The sequence below is a fragment of the Citrobacter sp. CFNIH10 genome (assembly GCF_002934585.1).
In the GTDB taxonomy this organism is placed as follows: domain Bacteria; phylum Pseudomonadota; class Gammaproteobacteria; order Enterobacterales; family Enterobacteriaceae; genus Citrobacter_A; species Citrobacter_A amalonaticus.
Genome location: NZ_CP026216.1, coordinates 5013009 through 5039212 on the forward strand (window position 1 = coordinate 5013009; position 26204 = coordinate 5039212).

Annotated in this window: 23 protein-coding genes; 12 read left to right on the forward strand and 11 right to left on the reverse strand. The window is 55.1% G+C overall.

What is annotated here, in order from left to right:
* Window positions 1-73: 73 nt before the first annotated feature.
* Window positions 74-2035 carry a formate-dependent uric acid utilization protein AegA gene (aegA, locus tag C2U53_RS28685; RefSeq protein ID WP_042999871.1) on the reverse strand — a complete coding sequence of 654 codons (1962 nt, stop codon included), beginning with the start codon at window positions 2033-2035 and terminating at the stop codon, window positions 74-76.
* A gap of 212 nt (window positions 2036-2247) precedes the next feature.
* Here aegA and narQ point away from each other — a divergent pair, with 212 nt between their 5' ends.
* Together narQ and acrD are read left to right on the forward strand one after the other, a co-directional pair.
* Window positions 2248-3954 (forward strand): nitrate/nitrite two-component system sensor histidine kinase NarQ, encoded by a 1707-nt coding sequence (narQ, locus tag C2U53_RS28695; RefSeq protein ID WP_104446827.1) that lies wholly within the window; start codon window positions 2248-2250, stop codon window positions 3952-3954.
* A 168-nt stretch (window positions 3955-4122) separates the two neighbouring features.
* Window positions 4123-7236 (forward strand): multidrug efflux RND transporter permease AcrD, encoded by a 3114-nt coding sequence (gene acrD, locus C2U53_RS28700; RefSeq protein WP_054176573.1) that lies wholly within the window; start codon window positions 4123-4125, stop codon window positions 7234-7236.
* A gap of 93 nt (window positions 7237-7329) precedes the next feature.
* On the opposite strand, the gene ypfM is transcribed toward acrD, so the two are convergent.
* Window positions 7330-7389: a protein YpfM gene (gene ypfM, locus C2U53_RS28705; protein ID WP_001386977.1), complete on the reverse strand. Its 60-nt coding sequence runs from the start codon at window positions 7387-7389 to the stop codon at window positions 7330-7332.
* A 388-nt stretch (window positions 7390-7777) separates the two neighbouring features.
* On the opposite strand from ypfM, the gene C2U53_RS28710 reads away from it, so the two are divergent.
* Genes C2U53_RS28710 through C2U53_RS28720 form a run of 3 tightly spaced genes read left to right on the forward strand, consistent with a single transcriptional unit; the run spans window position 7778 to window position 9492 of the window.
* Entirely contained in the window at window positions 7778-8134 is a 357-nt protein-coding gene (locus C2U53_RS28710; protein ID WP_042999868.1) for an ArsC family reductase, read from the forward strand.
* 3 nt (window positions 8135-8137) lie between these two features.
* On the forward strand, window positions 8138-9265 hold the full coding sequence (gene dapE, locus C2U53_RS28715) for a succinyl-diaminopimelate desuccinylase (RefSeq protein WP_042999867.1): 1128 nt from the start codon (window positions 8138-8140) through the stop codon (window positions 9263-9265).
* A 26-nt stretch (window positions 9266-9291) separates the two neighbouring features.
* Window positions 9292-9492: a YpfN family protein gene (locus C2U53_RS28720; protein WP_012906607.1), complete on the forward strand. Its 201-nt coding sequence runs from the start codon at window positions 9292-9294 to the stop codon at window positions 9490-9492.
* Between the two features lie 40 nt (window positions 9493-9532).
* Here C2U53_RS28720 and ypfH read toward each other — a convergent pair whose 3' ends face one another.
* The 6 genes from ypfH to dapA all read right to left on the reverse strand — a co-directional run bounded on the left by ypfH (window position 9533) and on the right by dapA (window position 16075).
* Window positions 9533-10231 carry an esterase gene (gene ypfH / locus C2U53_RS28725; protein WP_042999866.1) on the reverse strand — a complete coding sequence of 233 codons (699 nt, stop codon included), beginning with the start codon at window positions 10229-10231 and terminating at the stop codon, window positions 9533-9535.
* A 73-nt stretch (window positions 10232-10304) separates the two neighbouring features.
* Entirely contained in the window at window positions 10305-12314 is a 2010-nt protein-coding gene (locus C2U53_RS28730; RefSeq protein WP_104446828.1) for a tRNA(Met) cytidine acetyltransferase TmcA, read from the reverse strand.
* Between the two features lie 14 nt (window positions 12315-12328).
* The gene (locus tag C2U53_RS28735) at window positions 12329-13195 is read right to left on the reverse strand and encodes a neutral zinc metallopeptidase (RefSeq protein ID WP_042999864.1); all 867 of its coding nucleotides are present in this window, start codon (window positions 13193-13195) and stop codon (window positions 12329-12331) included.
* Between the two features lie 124 nt (window positions 13196-13319).
* On the reverse strand, window positions 13320-14033 hold the full coding sequence (gene purC, locus C2U53_RS28740) for a phosphoribosylaminoimidazolesuccinocarboxamide synthase (protein ID WP_042999863.1): 714 nt from the start codon (window positions 14031-14033) through the stop codon (window positions 13320-13322).
* A gap of 112 nt (window positions 14034-14145) precedes the next feature.
* On the reverse strand, window positions 14146-15180 hold the full coding sequence (bamC, locus tag C2U53_RS28745) for an outer membrane protein assembly factor BamC (RefSeq protein ID WP_042999862.1): 1035 nt from the start codon (window positions 15178-15180) through the stop codon (window positions 14146-14148).
* A 16-nt stretch (window positions 15181-15196) separates the two neighbouring features.
* Window positions 15197-16075, reverse strand: a complete 879-nt coding sequence (gene dapA, locus C2U53_RS28750) for a 4-hydroxy-tetrahydrodipicolinate synthase (RefSeq protein ID WP_042999861.1) — start codon at window positions 16073-16075, stop codon at window positions 15197-15199.
* 145 nt (window positions 16076-16220) lie between these two features.
* On the opposite strand from dapA, the gene C2U53_RS28755 reads away from it, so the two are divergent.
* Entirely contained in the window at window positions 16221-16793 is a 573-nt protein-coding gene (locus tag C2U53_RS28755; protein ID WP_042999860.1) for a glycine cleavage system transcriptional repressor, read from the forward strand.
* Window positions 16793-17263 carry a thioredoxin-dependent thiol peroxidase gene (gene bcp, locus C2U53_RS28760; RefSeq protein ID WP_042999859.1) on the forward strand — a complete coding sequence of 157 codons (471 nt, stop codon included), beginning with the start codon at window positions 16793-16795 and terminating at the stop codon, window positions 17261-17263. Before C2U53_RS28755 ends, bcp begins: the two co-directional genes overlap by 1 nt.
* 183 nt (window positions 17264-17446) lie before the next feature.
* Here bcp and C2U53_RS28765 read toward each other — a convergent pair whose 3' ends face one another.
* The gene (locus tag C2U53_RS28765) at window positions 17447-18511 is read right to left on the reverse strand and encodes an AI-2E family transporter (protein WP_042999858.1); all 1065 of its coding nucleotides are present in this window, start codon (window positions 18509-18511) and stop codon (window positions 17447-17449) included.
* Window positions 18512-18734: 223 nt separating this feature from the next.
* On the opposite strand from C2U53_RS28765, the gene bepA reads away from it, so the two are divergent.
* The gene (gene bepA, locus C2U53_RS28775; RefSeq protein WP_104446829.1) at window positions 18735-20198 is read left to right on the forward strand and encodes a beta-barrel assembly-enhancing protease; all 1464 of its coding nucleotides are present in this window, start codon (window positions 18735-18737) and stop codon (window positions 20196-20198) included.
* A gap of 12 nt (window positions 20199-20210) precedes the next feature.
* Window positions 20211-20570, forward strand: coding sequence for an arsenate reductase (glutaredoxin) (gene arsC, locus C2U53_RS28780; protein ID WP_042999856.1), 360 nt, complete (start codon window positions 20211-20213; stop codon window positions 20568-20570).
* On the opposite strand, the gene C2U53_RS28785 is transcribed toward arsC, so the two are convergent.
* Entirely contained in the window at window positions 20571-21413 is an 843-nt protein-coding gene (locus C2U53_RS28785) for a helix-turn-helix domain-containing protein (RefSeq protein WP_104446830.1), read from the reverse strand.
* A gap of 156 nt (window positions 21414-21569) precedes the next feature.
* On the opposite strand from C2U53_RS28785, the gene celB reads away from it, so the two are divergent.
* From celB to C2U53_RS28800, 3 genes are read left to right on the forward strand one after another with little or no spacing between them, the layout of a single operon-like run.
* Entirely contained in the window at window positions 21570-22889 is a 1320-nt protein-coding gene (gene celB, locus C2U53_RS28790) for a PTS cellobiose transporter subunit IIC (protein WP_042999854.1), read from the forward strand.
* A 3-nt stretch (window positions 22890-22892) separates the two neighbouring features.
* A complete protein-coding gene (locus C2U53_RS28795; RefSeq protein WP_042999853.1) occupies window positions 22893-23849 on the forward strand; it encodes a N(4)-(beta-N-acetylglucosaminyl)-L-asparaginase in 957 nt (318 codons plus the stop codon).
* Window positions 23849-25294 carry a M17 family metallopeptidase gene (locus C2U53_RS28800; protein WP_104446831.1) on the forward strand — a complete coding sequence of 482 codons (1446 nt, stop codon included), beginning with the start codon at window positions 23849-23851 and terminating at the stop codon, window positions 25292-25294. Before C2U53_RS28795 ends, C2U53_RS28800 begins: the two co-directional genes overlap by 1 nt.
* Before the next feature lie 119 nt (window positions 25295-25413).
* On the opposite strand, the gene C2U53_RS28805 is transcribed toward C2U53_RS28800, so the two are convergent.
* The gene (locus tag C2U53_RS28805; protein WP_061069784.1) at window positions 25414-26115 is read right to left on the reverse strand and encodes a DnaA inactivator Hda; all 702 of its coding nucleotides are present in this window, start codon (window positions 26113-26115) and stop codon (window positions 25414-25416) included.
* Window positions 26116-26204 lie beyond the last annotated feature (89 nt).

Sequence of the window (26204 nt, forward strand, 5' to 3'; positions counted from 1 at the left end):
AGACCTGATAAGCGCAGCGCTATCAAGCCGGATGTCGGCTACGCCTTATCCGGCCTACGGGATAATCGAACGTTTACCGCCCCAGCCAGTCGATGATCCCCTGCGCCGCATGGCGTCCTTCCGCCATTGCGGTGACCACCAGATCGGCGCCGCGTACGGCATCGCCGCCGGCAAAAATTTTCGGGTTAGTGGTCTGGTAACGGTATGCACTCTCCACGTTTGCCGCGATGCGCCCCCAGCTGTCCACTTGCACTCCATGGCTCTCCAGCCACGGCATCCCGTGCGGATGGAAACCAAACGCCATGATCACAGCATCTGCCGGCATCACAAATTCACTGCCAGCAATCGGCACCGGACGGCGGCGTCCCTGGGCATCCGGCTCACCCAATTGCGTACGCAGAAAACGAATGCCGCAAACGCGCCCGTCCGCGCTCAGTTCCAGATCGACCGGCTGCACGTTGAACTCGAACTTCGCCCCTTCCTCACGCGCGTTTTTCACTTCTTTCTTCGAACCCGGCATGTTGGCTTCGTCACGGCGATAGGCGCAGGTGACCTGGCTTGCGCCATGACGCAGCGCGGTACGGACACAGTCCATCGCCGTGTCGCCACCGCCCAACACCACCACGTTAAGTCCGGCGGTGTTGATGTACGGCTCTTCAGGACATTCGTCCAGTCCCATCACCTGTTTAGTATTGGCGATCAGGAATGGCAGCGCGTCATAGACGCCCGGAGCCTCTTCGTTAGGCAGGTCGGCCTTCATCGAACGATAGGTTCCCACGCCGACAAATACGGCATCGTAATCCTCGAGCAGCGCCTCCATTTTCACATCCCTGCCCACTTCGCAGTTCAGCTCAAAATGGATCCCCATCGCGCTAAAAATTTCCCGACGACGCGCCAGCAGTGATTTATCCAGTTTGAAGGCCGGGATGCCAAAGGTCAGCAGTCCGCCGATTTCAGGATGACGATCAAAAACCGTGGCGCTGACACCGTGACGCGCCAGCACGTCGGCGCAGGCAAGCCCTGCCGGACCGGCGCCAATAATCGCCACACGCTTATCGACCTTCTGGACATGACTCAGATCCGGCCGCCAGCCGTTACCCAGCGCACGGTCAGAAATGTAGCGTTCAATGTTGCCGATCGTCACCGCGCCGTGCTCGTCGCGCACCGTACAGGCGCCCTCGCACAGTCGGTCTTGTGGACAAACGCGCCCGGTGATTTCCGGCAGACAATTCGTCTGGTGAGACAACTCCACTGCCGCATCAATATTTCCGGCTTTCACCAGTTCAATCCACTGAGGGATGTGGTTATGTAGCGGGCAGGTCCATTCGCAAATGCTGTGTTCACCACACTTCAGGCAGCGTGAGGCCTCCCGCTCCGCCTGAGCCGTGCGAAACGGCAGATAGATTTCATCAAAGCTGACTTTTCGCGCGTCGATAGCCAGTTTATCCGGCTCACCGCGCGCCGGCGTCGCGTGCATTTGCTCAATTTTGCTCATTGCGGGGAAAGCGGTCGCTGTGGCATCGGCATGCCACGGCTGATTCTCCTGCCGGGCAGTACGTAAACGTCGCGCTTTCGCCAGCCGGGTTAACGACCCTTCCGTCACCAGTTGCAGTGCGTCCGCAGGACAGTTCTCCACGCAGGCCGGCCCCTTTTCCCGCCCCTGACAGAGGTCGCATTTATGTGCTGTGGCTTTGACCTGATCGTTGGCGACGGGGGTCAGGACGATTTGCATGGTGCCAAACGGGCAGGCCACCACGCAGGATTTACAGCCGATACACTTTTGCTGATTGACCTGCACGCTGTCGTTGACGTGGCTTATCGCTCCATTCGGACAACTGCGGGCGCAGGGCGCATCTTCGCAATGGTGGCAGGTCACTGCACTTCGCTGATGCTGATGCCTGATAACCGTGATCCGGGGCTGGTAGTGACGTTGGCTAAGGACGTGTTGCTCTTCATTGTGGGCCAAAACGCAAGCGACTTCACAGGCATGGCATCCCAGGCACTGTTGGCTGTTGGCCATAATAAAACGGTTCATGGCGACCTTCTTTTTTGGTTGTAAAAACCTTATTCTTTATATAAGTGTTGTTATTAACCGACTGACCACACGTCGGCAATGTTCATTTGCCCAGGAAGCACAACTATTTCTACAGAACCTGTGGCAGATCAATTTATTTCAGCCAGAGTGAAATTACGTTTCAGATCTGCGAGAGATTTTTACCGTAAGCACTTTTAAAGGAAATTACGCGTGTGATCGTCAAACGCCCCGTCTCGGCCAGCCTGGCCCGGGCCTTTTTTTACATTGTCCTGCTCTCGATTCTCTCAACCGGCGTTGCGTTACTGACGCTGGCCAGCAGCCTGCGGGATGCCGAAGCCATTAACGTGGCGGGTTCATTACGTATGCAGAGCTATCGTCTGGGGTACGATCTGCAAAGCCACAGCCCGCAATTAAACGCCCATCGTCTGCTCTTTCAGCAAGCCCTCAACTCATCGGCGTTAAGCAATCTGAATGCCTGGTATGTGCCTCAGGCGGTGAAAGGTCGCTACGCGCAACTGCATGCCAACTGGCTGGAGATGAATGCCCGCCTGATTGATGGGGATCTGCAGTGGTATCAGAACAACATTAACGCCTACGTCGATAAGATCGATCTCTTCGTGCTGGCCTTGCAGCACTATGCCGAGCGCAAAGTGATGCTGGTGGTGGGGATCTCGCTGGCGGGCGGTATCGGGATTTTTACCCTCGTCTTTTTCACCCTGCGCCGTATTCGTCATCAGGTTGTGCGCCCACTGAACCAACTGGTAATGGCCAGCCAGCGCATCGAACACGGTCAGTTTGATTCGCCGCCGCTGGATACGCACCTTCCCAACGAACTGGGGCTACTGGCGAAGACCTTTAATCAGATGTCGAGCGAGTTGCATAAGCTGTACCGCTCGCTGGAAGCGAAGGTCGAAGAAAAGACCCACGATCTCCATGAAGCCAAGCGACGTCTGGAAGTGCTGTACCAGTGTTCTCAGGCGCTAAATACCAGTCAGATTGATGTGCACTGCTTCCGCCATATTTTGCAGATTGTCCGTGATAATGAAGCGGCACTATTTCTGGAGCTTACCGTCGGCGAAAACTGGCGTATCAGTGAAGGTGAAAAACAGGCCGACCTGCCGATGCAAATCCTGCCGGTGACCATGCAGGAGACGGTCTACGGCGAGCTGCACTGGCAAAGTCAGCATGTCGCCAGCGCGCTCCCGCTGTTAAACAGCGTATCGACAATGCTGGGGCGCGGCCTGTACTTCAACCATGCGCAGAAACACTTCCAGCAACTGTTGCTGATGGAAGAACGCGCCACTATTGCCCGTGAACTGCATGACTCTCTGGCGCAGGTGCTCTCGTATCTGCGCATTCAGTTGACGCTGCTCAAACGCGCCATTCCTGAGGATAACGCCCCGGCGCAGGCCATTATGGATGACTTCTCGCGGGCGCTGAACGACGCCTATCGTCAGTTGCGTGAACTGCTGACCACCTTCCGTCTGACCCTGCAACAGGCTGATTTACCTTCCGCACTGCATGAAATGCTCGAAGCGCTACAAGGGCAAACTGCCGCTAAACTCACTCTGGACTGCCGGTTGCCGACGCTGGCGCTCGATGCGCAGATGCAGGTCCATCTGTTACAGATTATCCGGGAAGCGGTGCTCAACGCGATGAAGCACGCCAGTGCCAGTGAGATTGCCGTTAGCTGTGTGACAGCGCCGGATGGCAATCACACGGTGTATATTCGCGATAACGGCGTGGGCATTGGCGAACCTAAAGAACCGGCGGGGCATTACGGCCTGAACATTATGCGCGAGCGCGCGGAACGTCTTGGCGGCACGTTAAGTTTTTCGCAGCCTTCCGGCGGTGGGACGTTAGTGAGCATTAGCTTTCGCTCGACAGAATCAGAAGAGGATGCGAGTCATCTGGCATAAAATCTCACAAAACCGGACGTGAGCATGTGGGAAGCTGACAAACACTGTAATCAGGCATGATAATTTACATTATCTCCTTTTTTTCTCCACGTTTGGCTCGTACCTTCCCGATACAGTGAAGCAAGTCATACCTATAAAGATATGTAGAATAATGAGGTCCTCTTTCTGATGGCGAATTTCTTTATCGATCGCCCCATATTTGCCTGGGTGCTGGCTATTCTGTTGTGTCTGACAGGTACCCTGGCGATTTTCTCTTTGCCGGTGGAGCAATATCCTGATCTGGCGCCGCCAAACGTGCGCATCACGGCAAACTATCCTGGCGCTTCCGCCCAAACGCTGGAAAACACCGTCACCCAGGTCATTGAGCAGAACATGACCGGCCTCGATAATCTGATGTACATGTCATCGCAAAGCAGCGGCACCGGACAAGCGTCGGTTACGCTGAGCTTCGTGGCGGGCACCGATCCGGATGAAGCCGTACAACAGGTCCAGAACCAGTTACAGTCGGCGATGCGTAAACTGCCGCAGGCGGTACAGAACCAGGGTGTCACGGTCCGTAAGACCGGGGATACCAACATCCTGACGATTGCTTTTGTCTCCACCGACGGGTCGATGGATAAGCAGGATATCGCGGACTACGTAGCCAGTAATATTCAGGATCCGCTCAGCCGGGTGAGCGGCGTCGGCGACATCGATGCCTACGGCTCGCAATATTCCATGCGCATCTGGCTGGATCCGGCAAAGCTCAACAGCTTCCAGATGACGGCGAAAGATGTCACCGACGCCATTGAGTCGCAGAACGCGCAGATCGCCGTCGGACAGCTTGGCGGAACCCCTTCCATTGATACCCAGGCGCTGAATGCCACCATTAACGCCCAGTCGCTGCTGCAAACGCCGGAACAGTTTCGCGCCATTACGTTACGTGTCAATCAGGATGGCTCAGAAGTAACCCTGGGCGATGTCGCCACCGTCGAAATGGGGGCTGAGAAGTATGACTATCTCAGCCGCTTCAATGGCAATGCGGCATCCGGTCTTGGAGTGAAACTGGCGTCGGGGGCCAACGAAATGGCCACCGCGACCCAGGTCATTAAGCGTCTGGATGAACTGGCGCAATACTTCCCACATGGTCTTGAGTACAAGGTGGCCTATGAAACCACCTCCTTCGTTAAAGCCTCGATTGAAGACGTGGTGAAAACACTGCTGGAAGCCATCGCGCTGGTGTTCCTCGTGATGTACCTGTTCCTGCAAAATTTCCGCGCCACGCTGATCCCCACCATTGCCGTACCGGTGGTACTGATGGGGACGTTTTCGGTGCTCTATGCCTTCGGCTACAGCATCAATACCCTGACGATGTTTGCGATGGTACTGGCAATCGGCCTGCTGGTGGATGACGCCATCGTGGTTGTGGAAAACGTCGAGCGTATTATGAGTGAGGAAGGCCTCACGCCGCGCGAGGCGACGCGAAAATCAATGGGACAAATTCAGGGTGCGCTGGTCGGTATCGCGATGGTGCTGTCAGCCGTCTTCGTACCGATGGCCTTTTTTGGCGGAACCACCGGGGCAATCTACCGTCAGTTCTCCATTACCATTGTGGCGGCCATGGTGCTTTCCGTTCTGGTGGCGATGATCCTTACCCCTGCCCTGTGCGCCACTTTGCTTAAACCATTGCATAAAGGCGAGCATCACGGGCAAACCGGTTTCTTCGGCTGGTTTAACCGTACCTTCAACCGTAACGCCGAACGCTACGAAAAAGGCGTTGCCAAAATTCTGCATCGCAGCCTGCGCTGGCTCCTGATTTATGTGCTGCTGCTTGGCGCGATGGTGGTTCTGTTCCTGCGTCTGCCGACCTCGTTCCTGCCACTGGAAGATCGCGGCATGTTTATCACCTCGGTTCAGTTGCCAAGCGGCTCGACGCAGCAACAAACCTTAAAAGTGGTACAGGAAGTCGAGAAATATTATTTCACCCAGGAAAAGGATACCGTCCAGTCCGTCTTTGCGACGGTCGGTTCCGGCCCAGGGGGCAACGGTCAGAACGTGGCGCGTATGTTTGTACGCCTGAAAGACTGGAGCGAACGCGACCCGACGACTGGCACCTCGTTTGCCATTATCGAACGTGCGACGAAGGCGTTTAACAAAATCAAAGAGGCGCGCGTGTTCGCCAGCAGTCCGCCTGCCATCAGCGGTCTCGGCAGTTCCGCAGGTTTTGATATGGAACTACAAGATCACGCCGGCGCCGGTCATGACGCCTTAATGGCCGCGCGTGACCAACTGCTTCGCCTGGCGTCGCAGGATAGCGCCCTGACTCGTGTACGACACAACGGTCTGGACGACAGTCCTCAGTTGCAAATTGATGTCGACCAACGCAAAGCGCAGGCGCTGGGTGTATCCATTGACGACATCAACGATACGTTGCAGACCGCATGGGGATCGAGCTACGTCAACGACTTTATGGACCGTGGCCGCGTCAAGAAGGTCTACGTCCAGGCGGCAGCGAAATACCGTATGCTGCCAGACGACATCAACCTGTGGTACGTGCGCAATAACAGCGGCGGTATGGTGCCTTTCTCCGCCTTCGCCACCTCTCGCTGGGAGACGGGTTCTCCACGTCTGGAGCGCTACAACGGCTATTCCGCCGTCGAAATTGTCGGTGAAGCCGCACCAGGAGTGAGTACCGGGACAGCGATGGATGTGATGGAGTCGCTGGTGCGTCAGTTGCCGACCGGATTTGGACTGGAATGGACCGCCATGTCTTACCAGGAGCGACTCTCCGGAGCGCAGGCTCCGGCCCTGTATGCCATTTCACTGTTGGTGGTATTCCTGTGCCTGGCTGCGCTGTATGAAAGCTGGTCAGTACCGTTCTCAGTGATGCTGGTGGTGCCGTTGGGGGTCATCGGCGCGCTGCTTGCGACCTGGATGCGTGGCCTGGAAAACGATGTCTATTTCCAGGTCGGGCTGTTGACGGTCATTGGGCTTTCGGCGAAAAACGCCATTTTGATCGTTGAATTTGCCAATGAGATGAATGAGAAAGGACACGATCTACTGGATGCGACGCTACATGCATGTCGACAGCGCTTACGTCCGATCCTGATGACCTCACTGGCGTTTATCTTTGGCGTACTGCCGATGACGATCAGCAGCGGCGCAGGCTCCGGCGGTCAACACGCCGTCGGGACGGGCGTCATGGGCGGGATGATCTCGGCAACGGTGCTGGCAATCTACTTCGTGCCGCTGTTTTTCGTGCTGGTGCGTCGCCGCTTCCCACTGAAGCCGCGTCCGGAATAACAGACAAAAAAAGGCGACCTGCCAACGGGTCGCCCTTTCTGTGTGATGAATCTCACACGGTATGTTCTGTTATTTGGTCATCCTTCCAGAAATTTATTTGCGAAGCATAACTTCGATAAAATCTTTCCAGTTCCCCAGTTCGCGTTCAATCATAACAACCTCTGCTTCTTATTATGGGTATTCTACAAAAACATTCTCATCTGGTGAAGACAAATTAACCGATTGCTGTGATTACATCCTCCGGGGTGTGGTTGATGTGATTACTATGGCGCGGTCACCATAAATTTTATGTGACTTACTGCAATAATTCGCAACAATCATACCTTATCTGGTACTTCTTCAATTTCGATTAAAAACAAGTGACTGCGTCGGAGAAAATTCCGAATTTTGATTAAGAAGAAAATTCCAACAAATTCAGGAATTATTATTCACATTACTTCAACAATGTTATATTTACCGATCACGATTAAATGACAAGATGTATTATCGGACGTAACGATATTGATGATTATATAATCAGTTTACGTTAATAAGGATGCACATGATTACCCTCTACGGTATTAAAAATTGCGACACCATTAAAAAGGCCCGCCGCTGGTTGGAAGCGCGCGGCATTGACTACCGTTTTCATGATTACCGTGTCGATGGTCTGGACAGCACACTTCTCACTTCATTTATCAATGAATTAGGGTGGGAACCGCTTCTCAACACCCGTGGGACGACGTGGCGAAAACTGGATGAAACCACACGCAGTCACATCACGGATGCCGCGTCCGCCGCCGCATTAATGACTGAAATGCCGGCAATCATCAAACGCCCATTGCTCTGTGCGCCCGGGAAGCCTATGCTGCTGGGTTTTAGTGAATCCAGTTATCAGCAGTTTTTTGACGAGGTGTAGTCTATGTCGTGCCCGGTTATTGAGCTGACACAACAGCTTATTCGCCGCCCTTCCCTGAGCCCGGATGATGCCGGATGTCAGGCGTTGATGATTGAACGCCTGCGCGCGATCGGTTTTACCGTTGAGCGCATGGATTTTGCGGATACACAGAATTTTTGGGCATGGCGCGGACAAGGTGAGACGCTGGCGTTTGCCGGTCACACCGACGTCGTGCCGGCGGGCGATGCCGATCGCTGGATCAACCCACCTTTCGAGCCAACCATCCGCGACGGGATGTTGTTCGGCCGCGGCGCGGCGGATATGAAAGGTTCGCTGGCGGCCATGGTGGTGGCGGCAGAGCGTTTTGTCGCTCAGCACCCGAACCACAAAGGGCGCCTGGCGTTCCTGATCACCTCCGATGAAGAGGCCAGCGCGAAAAACGGCACCGTTAAGGTGGTTGAGGCGCTGATGGCGCGAAATGAGCGCCTGGATTACTGTCTGGTCGGCGAACCCTCAAGTACCGAAGTCGTGGGTGACGTGGTGAAAAACGGCCGTCGCGGATCGCTCACCTGTAACCTGACTATCCACGGTGTGCAGGGTCACGTCGCCTATCCACACCTGGCGGATAACCCGGTACATCGCGCCGCGCCGATGCTCAATGAACTGGTGAATATTGAGTGGGATCAGGGCAATGAGTTTTTCCCGGCCACCAGCATGCAGATTGCCAACGTCCAGGCGGGTACCGGTAGCAATAACGTCATCCCCGGTGAACTGTTTGTGCAGTTCAACTTCCGTTTCAGTACCGAACTGACTGACGAGATGATCAAAGCGCGGGTGCACGCGCTGCTCGAGAAACATCAGTTGCGCTATACCGTTGACTGGTGGCTCTCTGGCCAGCCGTTCCTGACCGATCGCGGGAAACTGGTGGATGCAGTCGTGAACGCCATCGAGCACTATAATGAAATTAAACCGCAGTTACTGACCACGGGCGGTACGTCCGATGGACGGTTTATCGCTCGTATGGGGGCGCAGGTCGTAGAGCTCGGTCCGGTGAATGCCACGATTCATAAAATTAATGAATGTGTGAACGCCGCCGACCTGCAACTGCTTGCCCGTATGTATCAACGTATAATGGAACAACTCGTCGCCTGACGAGGTTCCTGCAAGAGGTAACGCGCATGGACTGGCTGGCAAAATATTGGTGGATTCTGGTGCTGGTGTTTTTGGTAGGTGTGCTGCTGAATGTGATCAAGGATCTCAAACGCGTCGACCACAAAAAATTCCTCGCGAATAAACCGGAACTTCCCCCGCATCGTGATTTTAACGATAAGTGGGATGACGACGACGATTGGCCGAAGAAAGACCAACCGAAGAAATAAACCAGAGCCGGAAGGGGTTTCCCCATTCCGGCTTTGTCTTTTAGATCATCTCAATTACGTCATCATCGTTCGGCGTACCGCCGCTGAGCGCTTCATCAAAGTAGTGCTTCGGCACGGTATAGCGCAAATGGTCGAGTGCAAACTGCATGCTACGGTCGTCAATCGCGTGACCGAGGTCTTCCACAATATCCAGCGTGACATCCCCGCCTGCGCTTAACAGCGCATCCTGGGCGGCTACCGCATGCGAAAGCTCAATGACCCGGTCTTCCCCACCGTGAATCAGATGAATCGTGGTGGCGGTCGATGCCGTTTCCGGCAGGCTGGCGTAGCGTCCGTTAAACGCAATCACCCGCGAGGCCAGCCCAGGCTCGGCTTTGATGCTCTCCAGCGCCATAATCGCGCCCTGCGAGAAACCAATCAGCGCCGTGGCATTTGCCACTACGCCACTCTGTTTTTGCCAGTAACGTACGGTTTCGATAAACACCGGCATGATAGCGTCAATCCGTGCCTGACGGTTCTCTTCCGTCACCCCTTGCACGGAAAACCACTGCCGCCCGGATGCCGGTCCGCTCGGCTCAACGCCGCCGATACTGACCACCAGCGCGTCCGGGAAGAGAGGGGCAAACCACGAACCAATCTCTCCCATCGCAACGGGGTTATCACCCACGCCATGAAACAGCAGCAACAGCTGTTGAGCAGGTTGGGCCGGACTTTGAACAACAAAATGGTCATGTTTCATGGCGATCTCCTTAACTGATGTCGTTAATTCTACGCTGCTCAATCGCAATGACCATGCCAGAAAATTGAAGGAGTTAGTGAAAAAATTGCCATTGCAGAATGCGATTACGGTCATGCTCAGTCCGTGCGGGATCCAGCCCGGCTAACGCCTGCGCCGCCTCTTCCCGCTGACGCTTCAGCAGTGCTTTGCGCCCTGAAAGGCGCAATGTCACACAGAGTTCCGCATCGCTGAGGTGTGCTTGCAGGCTGCCCCGCAGCGCCGGTAGCGGCAACGCGCTGGTCGACAGCAGGCGGTTCAGACCACCGAGAGAGGTCAACAACGGACGGTGCGCGAAAGCAAACCCTGCCAGCATCTGCCAGTCATCTTCATTAAGCGTAGTCGCTTTCAGCGGTTCAACCGGGATCGCCTCCCCATTCCACCGCGCAAGAATATCCGCATCGCGACGCAAACGGTGGTGCTCATATTCGGTCAGGCGCCTGCCTGCCGCGCTTAGCGGTAAGAGCGCCATTGCGGTATAGCAGCCGCTACTGGCCTCCTTGTGGTTGCCTACCCGCACCAGGATAAAACCACAGCGCTGCCAGAAGCGCCACAGCTCCGGCGTATAGCCAAAGCTCACGGAAAGATAGTCACAGTGTGCCGTATGAGCCTGCGCGATCAGCTGTTGTCCAATCCCCTCACGCTGACGTCCCGGATGGACGGCAATGCGACTGATTCGACGACCGGTCAGGGTAGCCGCCAGCGGATCGCCACCGTGTGCCGCCAGCGACTGCGCGACGAGATTCCCCCGCGGTCGCCGAAATCCCGCCCAGACCGCCTGGCTGAGTTCGGGAGCAAGACCGCCTTCCTCAACCAGCCAGAGTGCCCCGACGATTTCCCTGTCACAGGTGGCGTGGAAAAAATGCTGCCCCGGCGCATCCATCATTCGGCGTAGATCCAGCGGAGAGGTACGATAATGCGCCCCGGAAAGCAGCCGATAGACCGCCAGAGGCATTTCCGGATGCGTCTGCCAGGCGTCCTGTTCGAAAGGCCTAATCACCATGCAGCCCTGCGGGGTAGTCGCAAAATCGTCATCATCAAAAACCAGCGCGTCGCTAACCCATTTCTCCAGCGGACATCCCTGCGCCCAGCGGACGGGTTGCTGAAGTTCATAACGCTGTCGTTCCGGGAAGCGGGCGCAAAATTTTAACAAAAAGCCGCGTCCGGTGCCTTCGTAGCCCTGTACGGTCGTTGTCAGTAGGGCGCGCGGAAAACGGGAAACCAGACGCTGAAGGAGCGGCGCAGGGATCGCCGCCGCCTCATCCACCACCAGCCAGTCGGCATCAACCTCCGCACTCAGCAGCGCATCTGGCGCCATAAAGCGGAAACGGTCACCGGCAAATTGCGCCAGCACGTCCGTTGCCGCTTTCGCCGGTGCCGTCACAAGGGCGTTGCCCGTAATACGTGAAATCAACTGACCGGCCAGCGCCGATTTCCCACGTCCACGCGCGGCGGTCACCGTGGCGATCCCTTCGGGCATCCGGAGCAGTTGCGTCAGAATAGCGGCCTGTTCCGGCAGCGGCGCACCGGTTGCGGACTGCCAGTGAGGACGTTCTGAAAAATACGGTACGCAAAACGGCTGCGACTGTTGCCAGCACAGCGTCTGTTCATCCGCCGCGATGAGGCGACGAATGCGGTGGATAAAATGGGGAGTCGCAATAGGTTGCGCGCAGTCGCTCCAGCGCAGCGAATCATTATCAGGACAGAGATGCCAGCGCGCCAGTGGCGGCGTGAGTAACACCAGCCAACTGCCCGCGCGCAGCGTTCCGCTTAAGGCAGCAAAAGCCGCCGCATCAAACCCGGCCAGAGCATCGAAAACGGCATGGTGGAATTCACGTCCCAGTAACGTTTGCAGCGCCAGCGGCGTGCAACTGGGTTCGGCGGCGGCATCAGGGGAAACCCATAGCCAGTCGCCGGGCAACGTGTCGCGCAGGTGCTGTACTTGTTCATGACACCAGGACGCCTCGCCGCTCAGCACCAGCAGGCGGCGAATCCCCTCCCGGGTCATTTGCGCGGTTAACGCATTCAGCGCGGTGTAACCAGACATCCCTGCCTCAGAAGTTAAAAACCTTTACCAAAGGTATTACATTGCGCCGGATTGCCACTATCGAAACCGCGCTTAAACCAGCGATAGCGCTGCTCTGACGTCCCGTGGGTGAAGCTGTCCGGAACGACGCGCCCCTGACTTTGCTGCTGGAGACGATCGTCGCCAATCGCTTCGGCGGCATTCAATGCTTCTTCCAGATCGCCGGACTCCAGTACGCCCTGCTGCTGCATGCTGTTGCCCCAGACACCGGCAAAGCAGTCCGCCTGTAGTTCCATACGGACAGAGAGTTGGTTGATTTCCGCCTGCGAGGCGTTCTGCTGCATCTGACGCACTTTCGGCTCGATGCCAAGCAGTTTCTGGACGTGATGACCGACTTCGTGAGCAATCACATACCCCTGAGCGAAATCACCGTCCGCGCCCAGTTTGTCTTTCATGTCATCGTAGAAGGAGAGATCGATATAGACCGTGCTATCCGCCGGGCAATAAAACGGCCCCATGATGGATTGTCCGGTACCGCAGCCAGTTCGCGTTGCACCACGGTACATCACGAGCTTTGGCGGTTGATAGGTACGCCCCATTTTTTCAAACTGCTGTCCCCAGGAGTCTTCTGTCGTTGCCAGAATCACCGAGGTAAATTTTGCCGCTTCATCTTCATTCGGGCTGATGGAACGCTGAGACTGCTGCTGAGAGACCGGTTGTCCCGTCATCAGTCCGGTTAAATCGACGCCGTAATACCCGGCAACCAGCACGACGATGAGCAGAATAATTCCGCCTTTGCCGCTCGGCAGACGAAATCCTGGCCCGCCCAGAGAGGGACCACCGCCTGAGCTGCTGCGCCTGTCTTCCACATTGTCACTTTCACGACGCCCTTGCCAGCGCATACTTACCTCAACATTCTATTCGTTATGATGATGATCGTAGGCGGTTCAGCGGAAGATTACCACAGGAAAACAAGATTGAAGTGCGAAGAGCGGGTCGGAGAGCATCCCCGACCCGAAAGGTAAGTTAGTCGAGATTCACACCCAGACGACGCGCCACGGTTTCATAGGCTTCAATCAGACCACCCAGGCTCTGACGGAAACGGTCTTTGTCCATTTTCTCGAGGGTCTCTTTGTCCCACAGACGGCTACCGTCCGGAGAGAATTCATCGCCGAGCACCACTTCGCCTTTGTACAGACCGAACTCCAGTTTGAAGTCGACGAGGATCAGTCCTGCGTCATCGAACATTTTTTTCAGCACATCGTTCGCTTTATAGGTCAGCTCTTTCATTCGTGCCAGATTCTCTTTGCTCACCCAACCAAAGGTTTCGCAGTAGGAATCGTTGACCATTGGGTCATGCATTGCATCGTTTTTCAGGAACAGGTCGAATAACGGCGGATTCAGTTCGATGCCCTCTTCAATACCCAGACGTTTAACCAGAGAGCCTGCCGCACGGTTACGCACCACGCACTCGACCGGCACCATATCCAGCTTTTTCACCAGACATTCGGTATCAGAGAGCAGTCGCTCCATCTGCGTCGGGATACCCGCTTCGGCCAGTTTGGTCATGATGAAATAGTTGAACTTGTTATTCACCATACCTTTACGATCAAACTGCTCAATGCGCGCGCCATCCCCTGCTGACGTATCATTGCGGAATTCGAGCACCAACAGGTCCGGGTTTTCCGTGCTGTATACGGTCTTCGCTTTACCACGATACAACTCAGCTTGCTTTTGCATCTTCATTACTCCTGGGTGTGATCATTTGTATTCAAAACGGGGAATATTATGCCACGCACACGTTTGCGTAGCACGGAAATAAAAAGGGCCGGATTTCTCCAGCCCTGTTTTTTTACTTGCTAAACGCTGCCTGGAAGATAGCAACCAGCGCGTCGTTCTGGCTCTGCGTCAGGGTATGCCCCTTCGGATCGATAAACTGCAAGCTGCTGCGGTTGTCTAAATCACCGACCTGCAGTTTGTAGTCACCGGAAGAGAGCCCTGGATCGCGAGCGCCCAGCTCCTGCCAGCCACTATCGGACAGCGGTTTGTAGGTAACAGCCATACTCCCCTGCGAACGGGTACTGTCGGTCACTTTCATGCCGACTTTCTCCAGTGCTGCCGGGAGGCGCTGCCAGACGACGTTGAATGGGCCACGCACCACCAGCATCGGTAAACCGGTGTCATCCGCGGCGCTCTGCACATCCATCGTGGCGGCAGAACGGTTCTGTGCAGCATTCGCGGCGTCAGTCGCGGTCTTATCAAGGCCCGCAGAAATCACGTTCATCATCTCAGTGCTATAACGCTGCAGTGAAGCGGCATCCGCCACAGGCTTACCGGCCTGCTCAAGGTTGACCAGTTTCACCATCACCGCCTGCTGATAGCCCTGCGGTTTAACCGAGATTTGATAACGGCCACGGTACTGCTCGTCTTCGTCCAGACGGTTCCAGTCAACCCAACCGGTTGTCAGCGTCTGGCTGGCATCATCACGTTTTTCAATCGTGTAGTTTTTAGACTGAATCACGCTGACCACCTGCGGCCACAGCGTATTTCCACGCCCGTTTTCCACCAGCAGCGTGGCGGTATCGCCCGCAAACTGGGTCCGGGCACCGGAAACCAGCGCCAGCGGCTGTGCTGGCGGACGGATATCCAACGCTTTCCCAACGGCACCGCTGCCGTTGGTGACCGGAATGTTGTAGTCGCTCGTGGTCACCGGCAGAATCATACCGGCAGGCGCATGAAGTTCAGCAAGCGGTGCGGCTTCCAGATAGGATTCATCACCACTCACCTGGCGCTTGTAGCGCGAGTCAGAACTACAGGCCGCGAGCAGCAAAACAAGCGAAACACCCGCAACCCTGGCCAGGCGCGACTTTTGTACTGAGTAAGCCATCAAATCTCCCTAAACTTTACAGCAAACCGGCATGCTTGAGCGCCGCTTTGACAATTTCACGACCATTGTCTGTGATGGGTGTCATCGGCAAGCGCAGCGTATCGGTCGCCACAAGGCCCAACGCCTTACATGCCCATTTCACTGGGATTGGGTTGGGTTCGACAAACAGTTTGTTATGTAACGGCATCAGACGCTGATTAATGGTACGCGCCTCGGCAAAACGCCCTTCCGCCGCCAGTTTGCACATTTCCGCCATATCACGCGCCGCAACGTTAGACGTCACGGAGATCACGCCATGACCGCCTAACTGCATAAAGTCCATCGCGGTCGCGTCATCGCCGCTGAGCAGCAGAAAATCATCGGAAACCAGCTCTTTGATCTGGTGAACCCGACTTAAGTTCCCTGTCGCCTCTTTAATTGCGACAATATTTTTTAATTCCGCCAGACGACCAACGGTTTCCGGCAGCATATCGCAACCGGTACGGGATGGCACATTATACAGAATTTGGGGCAGGTCAGTATGTTCCGCGATGGCTTTGAAATGCTGGAACAAACCTTCCTGAGTCGGACGGTTGTAGTAAGGCGTTACCGTCAGGCAGCCGACAATTCCGCTGTCATTGAAACGCTGCGTCAGACTAATGGCTTCTGCGGTCGCGTTCGCGCCCGTACCGGCAATCACCGGGATACGCCCATCAGCCAGCTCCAGCGTCATCATCACCACATCGCCATGTTCATCATGACTCAGCGTAGCGGACTCACCGGTAGTGCCAACAGAAACGATCGCCGAGGTGCCACTGGCGACATGATAATCAATCAGTTTTTTCAGGCTTGACCGGCAGACATTACCTTTTTCATCCATCGGTGTAACAAGCGCGACAATACTTCCCGTGAACATGGGCCATCCTCTGTGCAAACAAGTGTCTCAATGTTACGTTTGGTACGACAATAAAAGCAAGCGACGAGAGCCCTTCTGATTGTTGTATGCAGGTTTTTTTTATGCTTTCCTTATGATTACCCCACCTCTCAAAGGAAGAACAGGTTTGACACCTTCATCGCAACATTACCTGGTTATTACTGCGCTGGGTGCCGATCGCCCTGGAATTGTGAACACGATCACCCGCCATGTCAGCAGTTGCGGCTGTAATATCGAAGACAGTCGCCTGGCCATGTTGGGCGATGAGTTTACGTTTATCATGCTGCTGTCGGGTACCTGGAATGCCATCACCCTGATCGAATCGACCCTGCCGTTGAAAGGTGCAGAGCTGGATTTACTGATTGTGATGAAGCGTACGACGGCGCATCCCCGTCCGCCAATGCCGGCAACGGTATGGGTTCAGGTTGATGTACCGGATTCGCCACATTTAATTGAACGATTTACAGCCCTGTTTGATAACCATCGAATGAACATTGCGGAACTGGTTTCGCGCACGCAACCTGCTGAAAATGATAAGGCGGCGCAGTTATACATCCAGATTACCGCCCACAGTCCGGCATCGGATGATGCCGCAAATATTGAACAGGCCTTTAAAGCACTATGTACAGAACTCAATGCACAAGGCAGTATTAACGTTGTTAATTATTCACAACATGATGAACAGGATGGAGTTAAGTAATGAATCCACTGAAAGCCGGTGACATCGCACCGAAATTTAGCTTGCCGGATCAAGACGGAGAACAAGTAAATTTGACCGACTTCCAGGGACAGCGTGTGCTGGTCTATTTCTATCCGAAAGCCATGACGCCAGGCTGTACCGTTCAGGCCTGTGGCCTGCGAGATAACATGGATGAGCTGAAAAAAGCAGGTGTAGACGTGCTGGGCATCAGCACTGACAAGCCTGAAAAGCTTTCCCGTTTTGCCGAAAAAGAGCTGCTTAACTTTACCCTGCTGTCCGACGAGGATCATCAGGTCTGCGAGCAGTTTGGCGTCTGGGGCGAGAAATCCTTTATGGGGAAAACCTATGATGGGATCCATCGCATCAGCTTCTTGATTGACGCTGACGGTAAGATTGAACACGTTTTCGATGATTTCAAAACCAGTAATCACCACGATGTGGTGCTGAACTGGCTGAAAGAAAACGCCTGACTTTCACGCTGCCGGATGACGGCTGACGCCCTGTCCGGCCTACCGTGTGTAGGCCGGGTAATCGGCTGTCTGTTTAAGCGTCCTTTTTTACACTCGCCTTTTTATCTCGCGCTACCTTTTTGCCTTTCGCTCAGAGCGCATCGACTAACACACAGTTCACCACTTCCCTGTTACATAAACGCATCAGGACTCGTCAACGACCTGCGCATCCGGCCAGGCATGGACAACGGCCTTGATTAACGTCGCCAGCGGAATGGCGAAGAACACGCCCCAGAATCCCCACAGGCCGCCAAAGATCACCACTGACAGGATAATCACCAGCGGATGCAAATTGACTGCTTCAGAAAACAGCACCGGCACCAGCAGGTTGCCGTCCAGCGCCTGGATAATCAAATAGACGGCGAAACAACTCCAGAACTCGGTCCCCAGACCGAACTGGAACAGCGCAACGCCTACCACAGGAATAGTGACTACAAAAGCGCCAATATAGGGAATGAGTACCGAGAACCCCACCAGCACGGCCAGTAGCAGTGAGTAGTTGAGGCCAAACATCAGGAAGCCCAGCCAGGTCGCCACGCCCACCACCACCATCTCCAGCACCTTGCCGCGGATGTAGTTAGTGATTTGCTGGTTCATCTCCTTCCAGACCTGCCCCGCCAGCCCGCGATTACGCGGCAGCACACGACGCACGGCGTTCAGCATTTGCTCTTTATCTTTGACGAGGAAGAACACCATCAGCGGCACTAGCACCAGATAGACCGCCAGAGTCAGCAGTCCGACCAAAGAGGCCAGCGAATATTTCACTACCGAATCGCCCATCGTCAGCATGCGGGTGCGCATATTTTCCGCCATCGCATCGATGATGCCCGCATCCATTAAGGCTGGATAACGACGCGGCAGCGTGGCGGCAAAATCCGACAGTTTGTTCAACATGCCTGGCATGTCGCGAATCAGTAAGATCCCCTGTTGCCATGCCACCGGCATCACCACAAAGGCCATCAACAGCAAAATGCCGACAAATACGATCAGCACGAGAGAGGTCGCCCAGCGGCGCGAGCAGCCGATGGCTTCGAGGCGCACCGTTGGCCATTCCAGCAGGTACGCCAGCACAATGGCAACCAGCAGCGGTGCCAGTAATCCGCTAAAAAAGAAAAGAATGCCAAACCCGGCAACCAGAATAACCAGCAAGGCAATCGCCTCGGGGTCGCTAAAGCGACGGCGATACCATTGCATCAACATTTCGAGCATAAAACCTTCCCTGAACCTCAATAGCGGGATTGCGATCCCGAATTGTATCGAAATGTCACAAAAAAGACTTCGCTTTTTATTGCTGATTCTGGAAACTGAAAAGTCATTTGTGCAGGGTATTCATCGACAAATTTCGCCGTTACACTGCCTGTGTCGGCAGACACGGAACGATACGACCCGGCATCGGTCAAATGACTATCTCAAAGAAAACAGGACAGAGGTTATGTTCAGGCAGTTTAAGAAGAACCTGGTTGCTACCCTCATTGCCGCGCTGACCCTGAGTCAGGTGGCTCCCGCGTTCGCAAACTCCGCGGACAGCTTGCCAGACATGGGAACCTCGGCGGCAAGTACGCTTTCCATCGGCCAGGAAATGCAGATGGGCGATTATTATGTACGCCAGCTGCGTGGCAGCGCGCCGCTGATTAACGATCCGCTGCTGGTTCAGTACATTAATGGGTTGGGTATGCGTCTGGTTTCACACGCCGATTCGGTCAAGACGCCCTTCCATTTCTTTTTGATTAACAATGACGAAATCAACGCCTTTGCTTTTTTTGGCGGTAACGTCGTGCTGCACTCTGCCCTGTTTCGCTATTCCGATAACGAAAGTCAGCTCGCCTCAGTTATGGCGCACGAAATCTCGCACGTCACCCAGCGCCACCTTGCGCGCGCCATGGAAGATCAGAAACGCAGCGCGCCGCTGACCTGGGTTGGCGCGTTAGGCTCCATTCTATTGGCGATGGCGAGCCCTCAGGCCGGGATGGCCGCGCTCACCGGCACGCTGGCGGGATCGCGTCAAGGGATGATTAGCTTCACGCAGCAAAATGAACAGGAAGCAGACCGTATCGGCATTCAGGTTTTACAACGTTCTGGATTCGATCCGCAGGCGATGCCGACCTTCCTGGAAAAACTGCTCGACCAGGCGCGTTACTCCTCGCGTCCGCCTGAAATTTTGCTGACCCACCCCCTGCCGGAAAGTCGTCTTTCAGATACCCGCAATCGCGCAAACCAGATGCGTCCGGTGGTGGTGCAATCCTCTGAAGATTTCTATCTGGCGAAAGTGCGAACTCTGGGGATGTATAACTCCGGGCGAAACCAACTGACCAGCGACATGCTCGACGAGTGGGCAAAAGGTAACGTCCGACAGCAGCGCGCAGCGCAGTATGGCCGTGCGTTACAGGCGATGAAAGCCAATAAATACGACGAGGCTCGCAAAGCGCTGCAACCGCTGCTGTCCGCTGAGCCCAATAACGCCTGGTATCTGGATCTGGCCACCGACATCGACCTCGGACAAAAGAAAACCAGTGACGCGATTGCCCGACTGAAAAAAGCGCGTGATTTGCGAGTCAACCCGGTTTTGCAACTTAACCTTGCGAACGCCCTGCTACAGGGCGGTCAGCCACAAGAAGCGGCAACCATCCTTAACCGTTATACCTTTAATAACAAGGACGACGCCAACGGCTGGGATCTGTTGGCGCAGGCGGAAGCCGCGCTGTATAACCGCGATCAGGAACTGGCCGCGCGTGCGGAAGGGTATGCGTTGGCGGGCCGTCTCGATCAGGCCATCTCGTTACTGAGCAGCGCCAGTTCGCAAGTGAAGCTGGGCAGCCAACAACAGGCTCGTTACGATGCGCGCATCGACCAACTGCGCCAGTTGCAGGAACGCTTTAAGCCGTACACGAAAATGTAAAAAGGATTCTCCATGTCAAAGGCCGTAAAAATCTACCATAACCCGCGCTGCTCCAAGAGCCGCGAAACGCTGAACCTGCTGCAATCGCACGGTGTGGAGCCAGAAGTGGTGCTTTACCTGGAAACGCCTGCCGATGCCGCAACGCTGCGTCAGTTGTTGAAGATGCTGGGCATGGAAAGCGCCCGGGAACTGATGCGCCGAAAAGAGGATCTCTACGCGTCGCTCAACCTGGCTGACAGCAGTCTGAGTGAAGATGAATTGATTCAGGCGATGGTGGAACACCCGAAACTGATGGAACGTCCAATTGTGGTGGCGAACGGCCAGGCGCGTATTGGCCGTCCACCGGAACACGTGCTGGAAATCATCGGCTAATCACTCCCGCCGTAGTGCTTCGAGAAAAGCCTGCGGCGTCATCTCCCCCAGTTTTTTCTGCGCCTTGCCGGTATTATAACTTTCGCAAATCTCTGCCAGCAGTTGACTGGCGGATACGTCCTTTACCCGCGGCACAATCGCCACCAGCGGAAGGTTAACCTGAATCGCATTCTGCACGTTATGGTTTATGTTGTGCGTCATCCCTCGAGCTATCAACCCCTGTTCCAGCCCATCAAGATGGGTGTCAGAAAAGAATGTCTCAATAGATTGTATATCAGCCGGACAGGCTGTCAGCAGCGCATCCAGCCATTTCATGACCAGATGCGGCGAAATCCCGGCATACAGTCGCGCGTAGCACCAGCCGCTCACCGGTTCACGAGCCCAGAGCACATGATGCTCCCCGCTATCCTCCATATGCAGTGAAAGCGGGAGGTGATGCACCTCAAGCACATGAGGGAAATGCCCGGCCTTCAGTGCCTTTTTCCCCTGCAAAGGTGTCCCCTGACGCATCAACCTTGCAGGTTTAAGATAACGATTTAGCGTCGCACGGGAAACGTGAATGCCCAGCCCTTCATTGACCAGTAACAAAAGCTCATCTAACGGCGCGCCGGTCGCATCCCGCAGTCCGTTAATCAGCGCAATCTGCTCTTGTCTCATCGCTTTGTGTATCACTTTCGGCGTAGTTTGCCGATCGGCAGTCTGCTCACGTTGTCGCCAGCGCCTGACCGTGGTGACGGAAATCCCCAGCTCAGCGGCCAGCGCTCTGTCGCTTTTATCCGACTGCTGCAGATAACGACGGATGCGCGGTGTCGTGGTGGCATTGGCATGCAGTTTTATTTCCATCGCCAAATCCTTTTCCAAAGAGATAACTAATGATATGAGATTTATATTTATAAGGCGAACACATTGTGACCAGATTCACCTTTCGACTGCGGAGCTTCCCTGATAATCCTCTGGCATACCATAAATACTCTCATCCGATCTTGTACGGAGTTCACAATGAACAATGTTCTGGGATTTCTTGAAGCAAAACTGATGCCGCTTGCGGCCAAAACGGCGCAGCAGCGTCACCTGGGCGCGATCCGCGGCGCCTATGTTTCCTTTATGCCGTTCATTATCGTCGGCTCCATTCTGCTGGTTATTTCCTCCTTTCCGAACCAGACCTATCAGCAATTTATGTCTGGCGCGTTTGGTGAAAGCTGGAGCAGTATTATCGAGATCCCGTTTAACGCGGTGTTCTCAACGATGTCACTGTTCATCAGTTTCCTGGTTGCCTACCGTCTGGCGGAACATTACGGTGAAGACCGTATCTCCTGCGGCATCCTGGCGCTGGTCTGCTTCCTGATCCTCACCCCGTTTATCAAAGTTGCGGATAACGGCGGCATCACCGTGATACCAGTAGAATGGATCGGCACTAAAGGGCTATTTGTGGCAATGATTGGCTCGTTGCTGTGGACGGAATTGTTCTGCTGGCTGAAACGCAAAAAACTGGTTATCAAGATGCCCGAAGGGGTTCCGCCTGCTGTGCAGGAATCATTTGCCGCGCTGATCCCCGCCCTGTTGGTAATGATCCTGGTGCTGATTATTCGCATCCTGTTTGAAAATACCCACTACCAGACAATTCACCGCTTTATCTATGAAGTGGTTGCGACGCCGGTTCGTCACTATGGCACCTCCTATTTTGGCGCGCTGATGACGGTTTTCAGCATCACGATTTTATGGTCGGTAGGGATTAACTCTGGCTCAATGATCAACGGCATTATCCGGCCACTGTGGATGGAGAACCAGACGGATAACATCGCCGCCATTCAGGCGGGCGTTACGCCACCGCATATTATCACCGAGCAGTTTTTTGACATGATCTGGATGGGGGGCGCTGGCGCAACCTTATCGCTGGTTATCGCAATGCTGATTTTTGCCCGCAGTAAAAACATGCGGGAAGTGGCCCGACTGGGGGCTGGCGCATCGATTTTCAATATCAACGAACCCATTCTGTTCGGTCTGCCGGTCATCATGAACCCCATCATGCTAATACCGTTCAACCTGGTGCCTCTGGTGTTAGTCACCATCCAGTACGTCGCAATGAAAATTGGCGCTGTTGCCGTCACGACGGGCGTGTTTATTCCATGGACGCTGCCGCCGGTTATCAGTGGTTTTATCGTCACAGGCCATCTCAGCGGTAGCGTCATGCAGATCATCAATTTACTGATTGGCGCAATGCTCTATCTGCCATTTATGCGCATTGTCGATAAACAGTACCGCGCGGCGGAAGTCACCACGCTGGCACAAAACGAGAGTACACCCGTTAAACAGGAGTAAAACATGTGGGGAATTATCGCCACCTGGCGAATGGCGCTTGAAGGCGTTACTGAGTCCGCTTCCGCGCTGGCTGCAGGCCAAACAGCGGCCAGTGCGGTAGTCGATGCCGTTGCCGCAGTTGAGGACTTCCCATTATACAAGTCCGTTGGCTACGGCGGACTGCCAACCGAAAAGGGTGAGGTGGAACTGGATGCCGCATTCATGGATGGCGACACGCTGGCGTTCGGCGCCGTGGGCAATCTCGTGGATATCGCCAATCCGGTACGCGTTGCGCACGCCCTGAGTCGTCAACGGTATAACAGCCTGCTTGTCGGCCAGGGTGCCCGAGAATGGGCGTTAAGCCAGGGGTTTGCAGAAAAAACCATGCTTACCGACCGTGCCATCCAACACTATCGCAAACGCTGCCGCGAGACGCTGGATAAGGGACTGAGTCCTTATGACGGCCATGATACCGTCGGCATTATCGGACTGGACACACAAGGTTCGATGAGCGTGGCGACCTCTACCAGCGGTCTGTTTATGAAAAAACGCGGTCGTCTGGGAGATTCCCCGATTATTGGTTCCGGCTTCTACTGCGACAGTCAAATCGGCGCCGCGACCGCCACTGGCGTTGGCGAAGACCTGATGAAGGGGTGCACCAGCTACGAAATCGTTCGCCGTATGGCACAGGGCATGACGCCGCAGCAGGCTGCGGACTCCGTGGTTTTTGAACTGGAGGACAACCTGATGTCCCGCTTTGGCAGGGTGGGCGATTTATCCGTCGTGTGTATGAATCACCGGGGAGAATTTGGCGCGGCGACCAATATCAAAACCTTCTCGTTTACCGTTGCCACCGCCAGTCATCCACTCACCGTCTATCTCGCGGAACGTCGGCACGAAAAGACGTATTACCAGCCAGTCGATGAGGCGTGGATGCAGGCCTATGCGGCACGGATCCGTGCGCCAATAGAGGAAGAATAATGATGACATATCAGTTGATTCAGTCCCTTTCAGAGGCGCAACCCAACGCGCACCTGATTGCCCGTCCCACAAGCCAACAGTTACCAGACACCGCGCTGATAAACGAAATGCGTGCCACGGGTAACATGGCGGATACCTGTTTTGGCTGCGCCCCTTACAAACGCATCACCCTCATTCCATCAGCACTGTGGCAGGACAACCTGACCGACGGTTTGCTGAACGCATTACGTCCACTGTTCACCACTCCGGTCAGTTCTCACGTGATCATTGATGTTCGCGAAATACACGAAACCGTGCTGCTTCAGGTTCTGCGTTTTCTGTTCAATCAGGTACATCGCCTTGACGACCTGCAACTGAAAACTACAGACAACGCGACGATAAGACTCGACCACATAACGGCGCTTTGTTTACCCGAACAGCAGGAAGCGTTAGAGAAAATTTTCCGTCGGCAGCAGGCCATTGCCAACGGCATGGTCGCCGCCCGCCGCCTGGCGGATATGCCATCCGAGCAGTGTACGCCGCAGTTCGTTGTCGAAGAGGCCCAACGTCTATGCGCGGCTTACCCTGACCTGCGCTGCGAAGTGCTGGACGAACAGGCCATCGTAGCGCAAGGCCTTGGCTTGCTGCACGCCGTGGGGAAAGGCTCCAGCCGCCCGCCCCGCCTGCTGGCGATTCATTACGACGGCGTCAGCAGCGGCCCGGTGCGCAGCTATGTCGGGAAAGGCATCACTTTCGACACCGGCGGTTTGTGGCTGAAAGAAGGCGCGGGCATGTACACCATGAAGTACGACATGTGCGGCGCAGCCAACGTGCTTGGGCTGATGCTGAGTATTGCCCGGCTGGCGCTGCCGGTTCGAGTCATGGGCGTACTGGCGCTGGCGGAAAACGCCATTGGTCCCGACGCCATGCAACCGGGTAACGTAGCACGCGCCTGTAACGGGATGACGGTGGAGATCAACAACACCGACGCCGAAGGACGACTGGTACTTGCTGACGCCATTGCCTGGGCCAGCCAGCGCCACAAAGAGACTCGCTATATTATTGATTTAGCAACGCTGACCGGCGCCGTGGTGAAAGCGCTGGGCTATGAGCTGAGTGGGTTGATGACTCAGGATAGCGCACTGCGTGCGGCGTTAACCGTTGCCGGTGAACAGAGCGGAGATAGAGTCTGGTCGCTGCCATTGGACGCTCACCTGAAAAAACAAACGGAGAGCGCGATTGCCGATCTGTGCAATACGCCGACTAACAACGCGGCAATCAGCGCATCGGCGGCCTGGTTGCTTCATCATTTTTGTCCGGCGACGATTCCATGGGCGCATCTCGACGTCAGCGGTACGGCGTTGTGGCGCGAAGGGGGAAGAAGCGTGGCATCGGGCAGACCGATTCCACTGCTGATGCAGCATTTACTTAACGATCTGGCAGTTGAGGATTCCCCCTCTGAGTGAGGGCGTTTGTTTGGGTAATCAGGCCGGATAAGGCGACGTCGCCCTCCGGCATCCGTACCGTTCTGCCCGATGGTGCTACGCTTATCAGACCGACTGCGATGCGTAATCTTGTATTTCGGCTAGAGCTTCAGAATTTCTTTCACGAACGGAATGGTCAATTTGCGCTGCGCGGAGATGGAGGCGTGATCAAGCTGATCGAGCGTCATAAACAGCGTGCGCATTTCTCTGTCGAGCCGTTTGAGCAAGAAGCGCCCCACGTCTTCCGGGAGTTCAAATCCGCGCAGTCGGGCGCGTAGCTGTAGCGCCTGCAGCTTATCTTCATCCGACAGCGGTTGCAGCTTGTAGATTTGCCCCCAATCCAGACGCGAGGCCAGATCGGGCAACCCCAGCTTTAACTGCCGTGGAGGACGATCGCCGGTGATCAGTAACCGCGTTTTTCCGGATTCCAGAATGCGGTTGTAGAGATCAAAAATCGCCATCTCCCACTCTTCATCACCCGCGACACATTCAATATTGTCGATACAGACTAACGACAGGTGTTCCATCCCGTCGAGCACTTCCGGTACAAACCAGGTGCGCTTGTCCAGCGGCACATAGCCAACGGCATCACCACGCTGCGATAATTCAGCACAGGCAGCATGCAGCAAATGGCTGCGGCCGGCGCCTTCACGCGACCAGAGATAGATGTATCCGCTATGCTCCTGGCGCAGCACGTTTTGCAGTGCGGCCAGTAAAGAGGCGTTATCTCCCGGCCAGAAACTTGCAAACGTTTCGTCGTCAGGCAGATAAAGTGGCAAAGAGAGCTGTGCCGGTGTGTTCAGAGAGACCTCAACCCAGATTTCATTAAAATCGTGATGAGTTTACCACAGAATTCCGTCGCGTTAGAACCGGGCAGCATCACTGCCCGGAT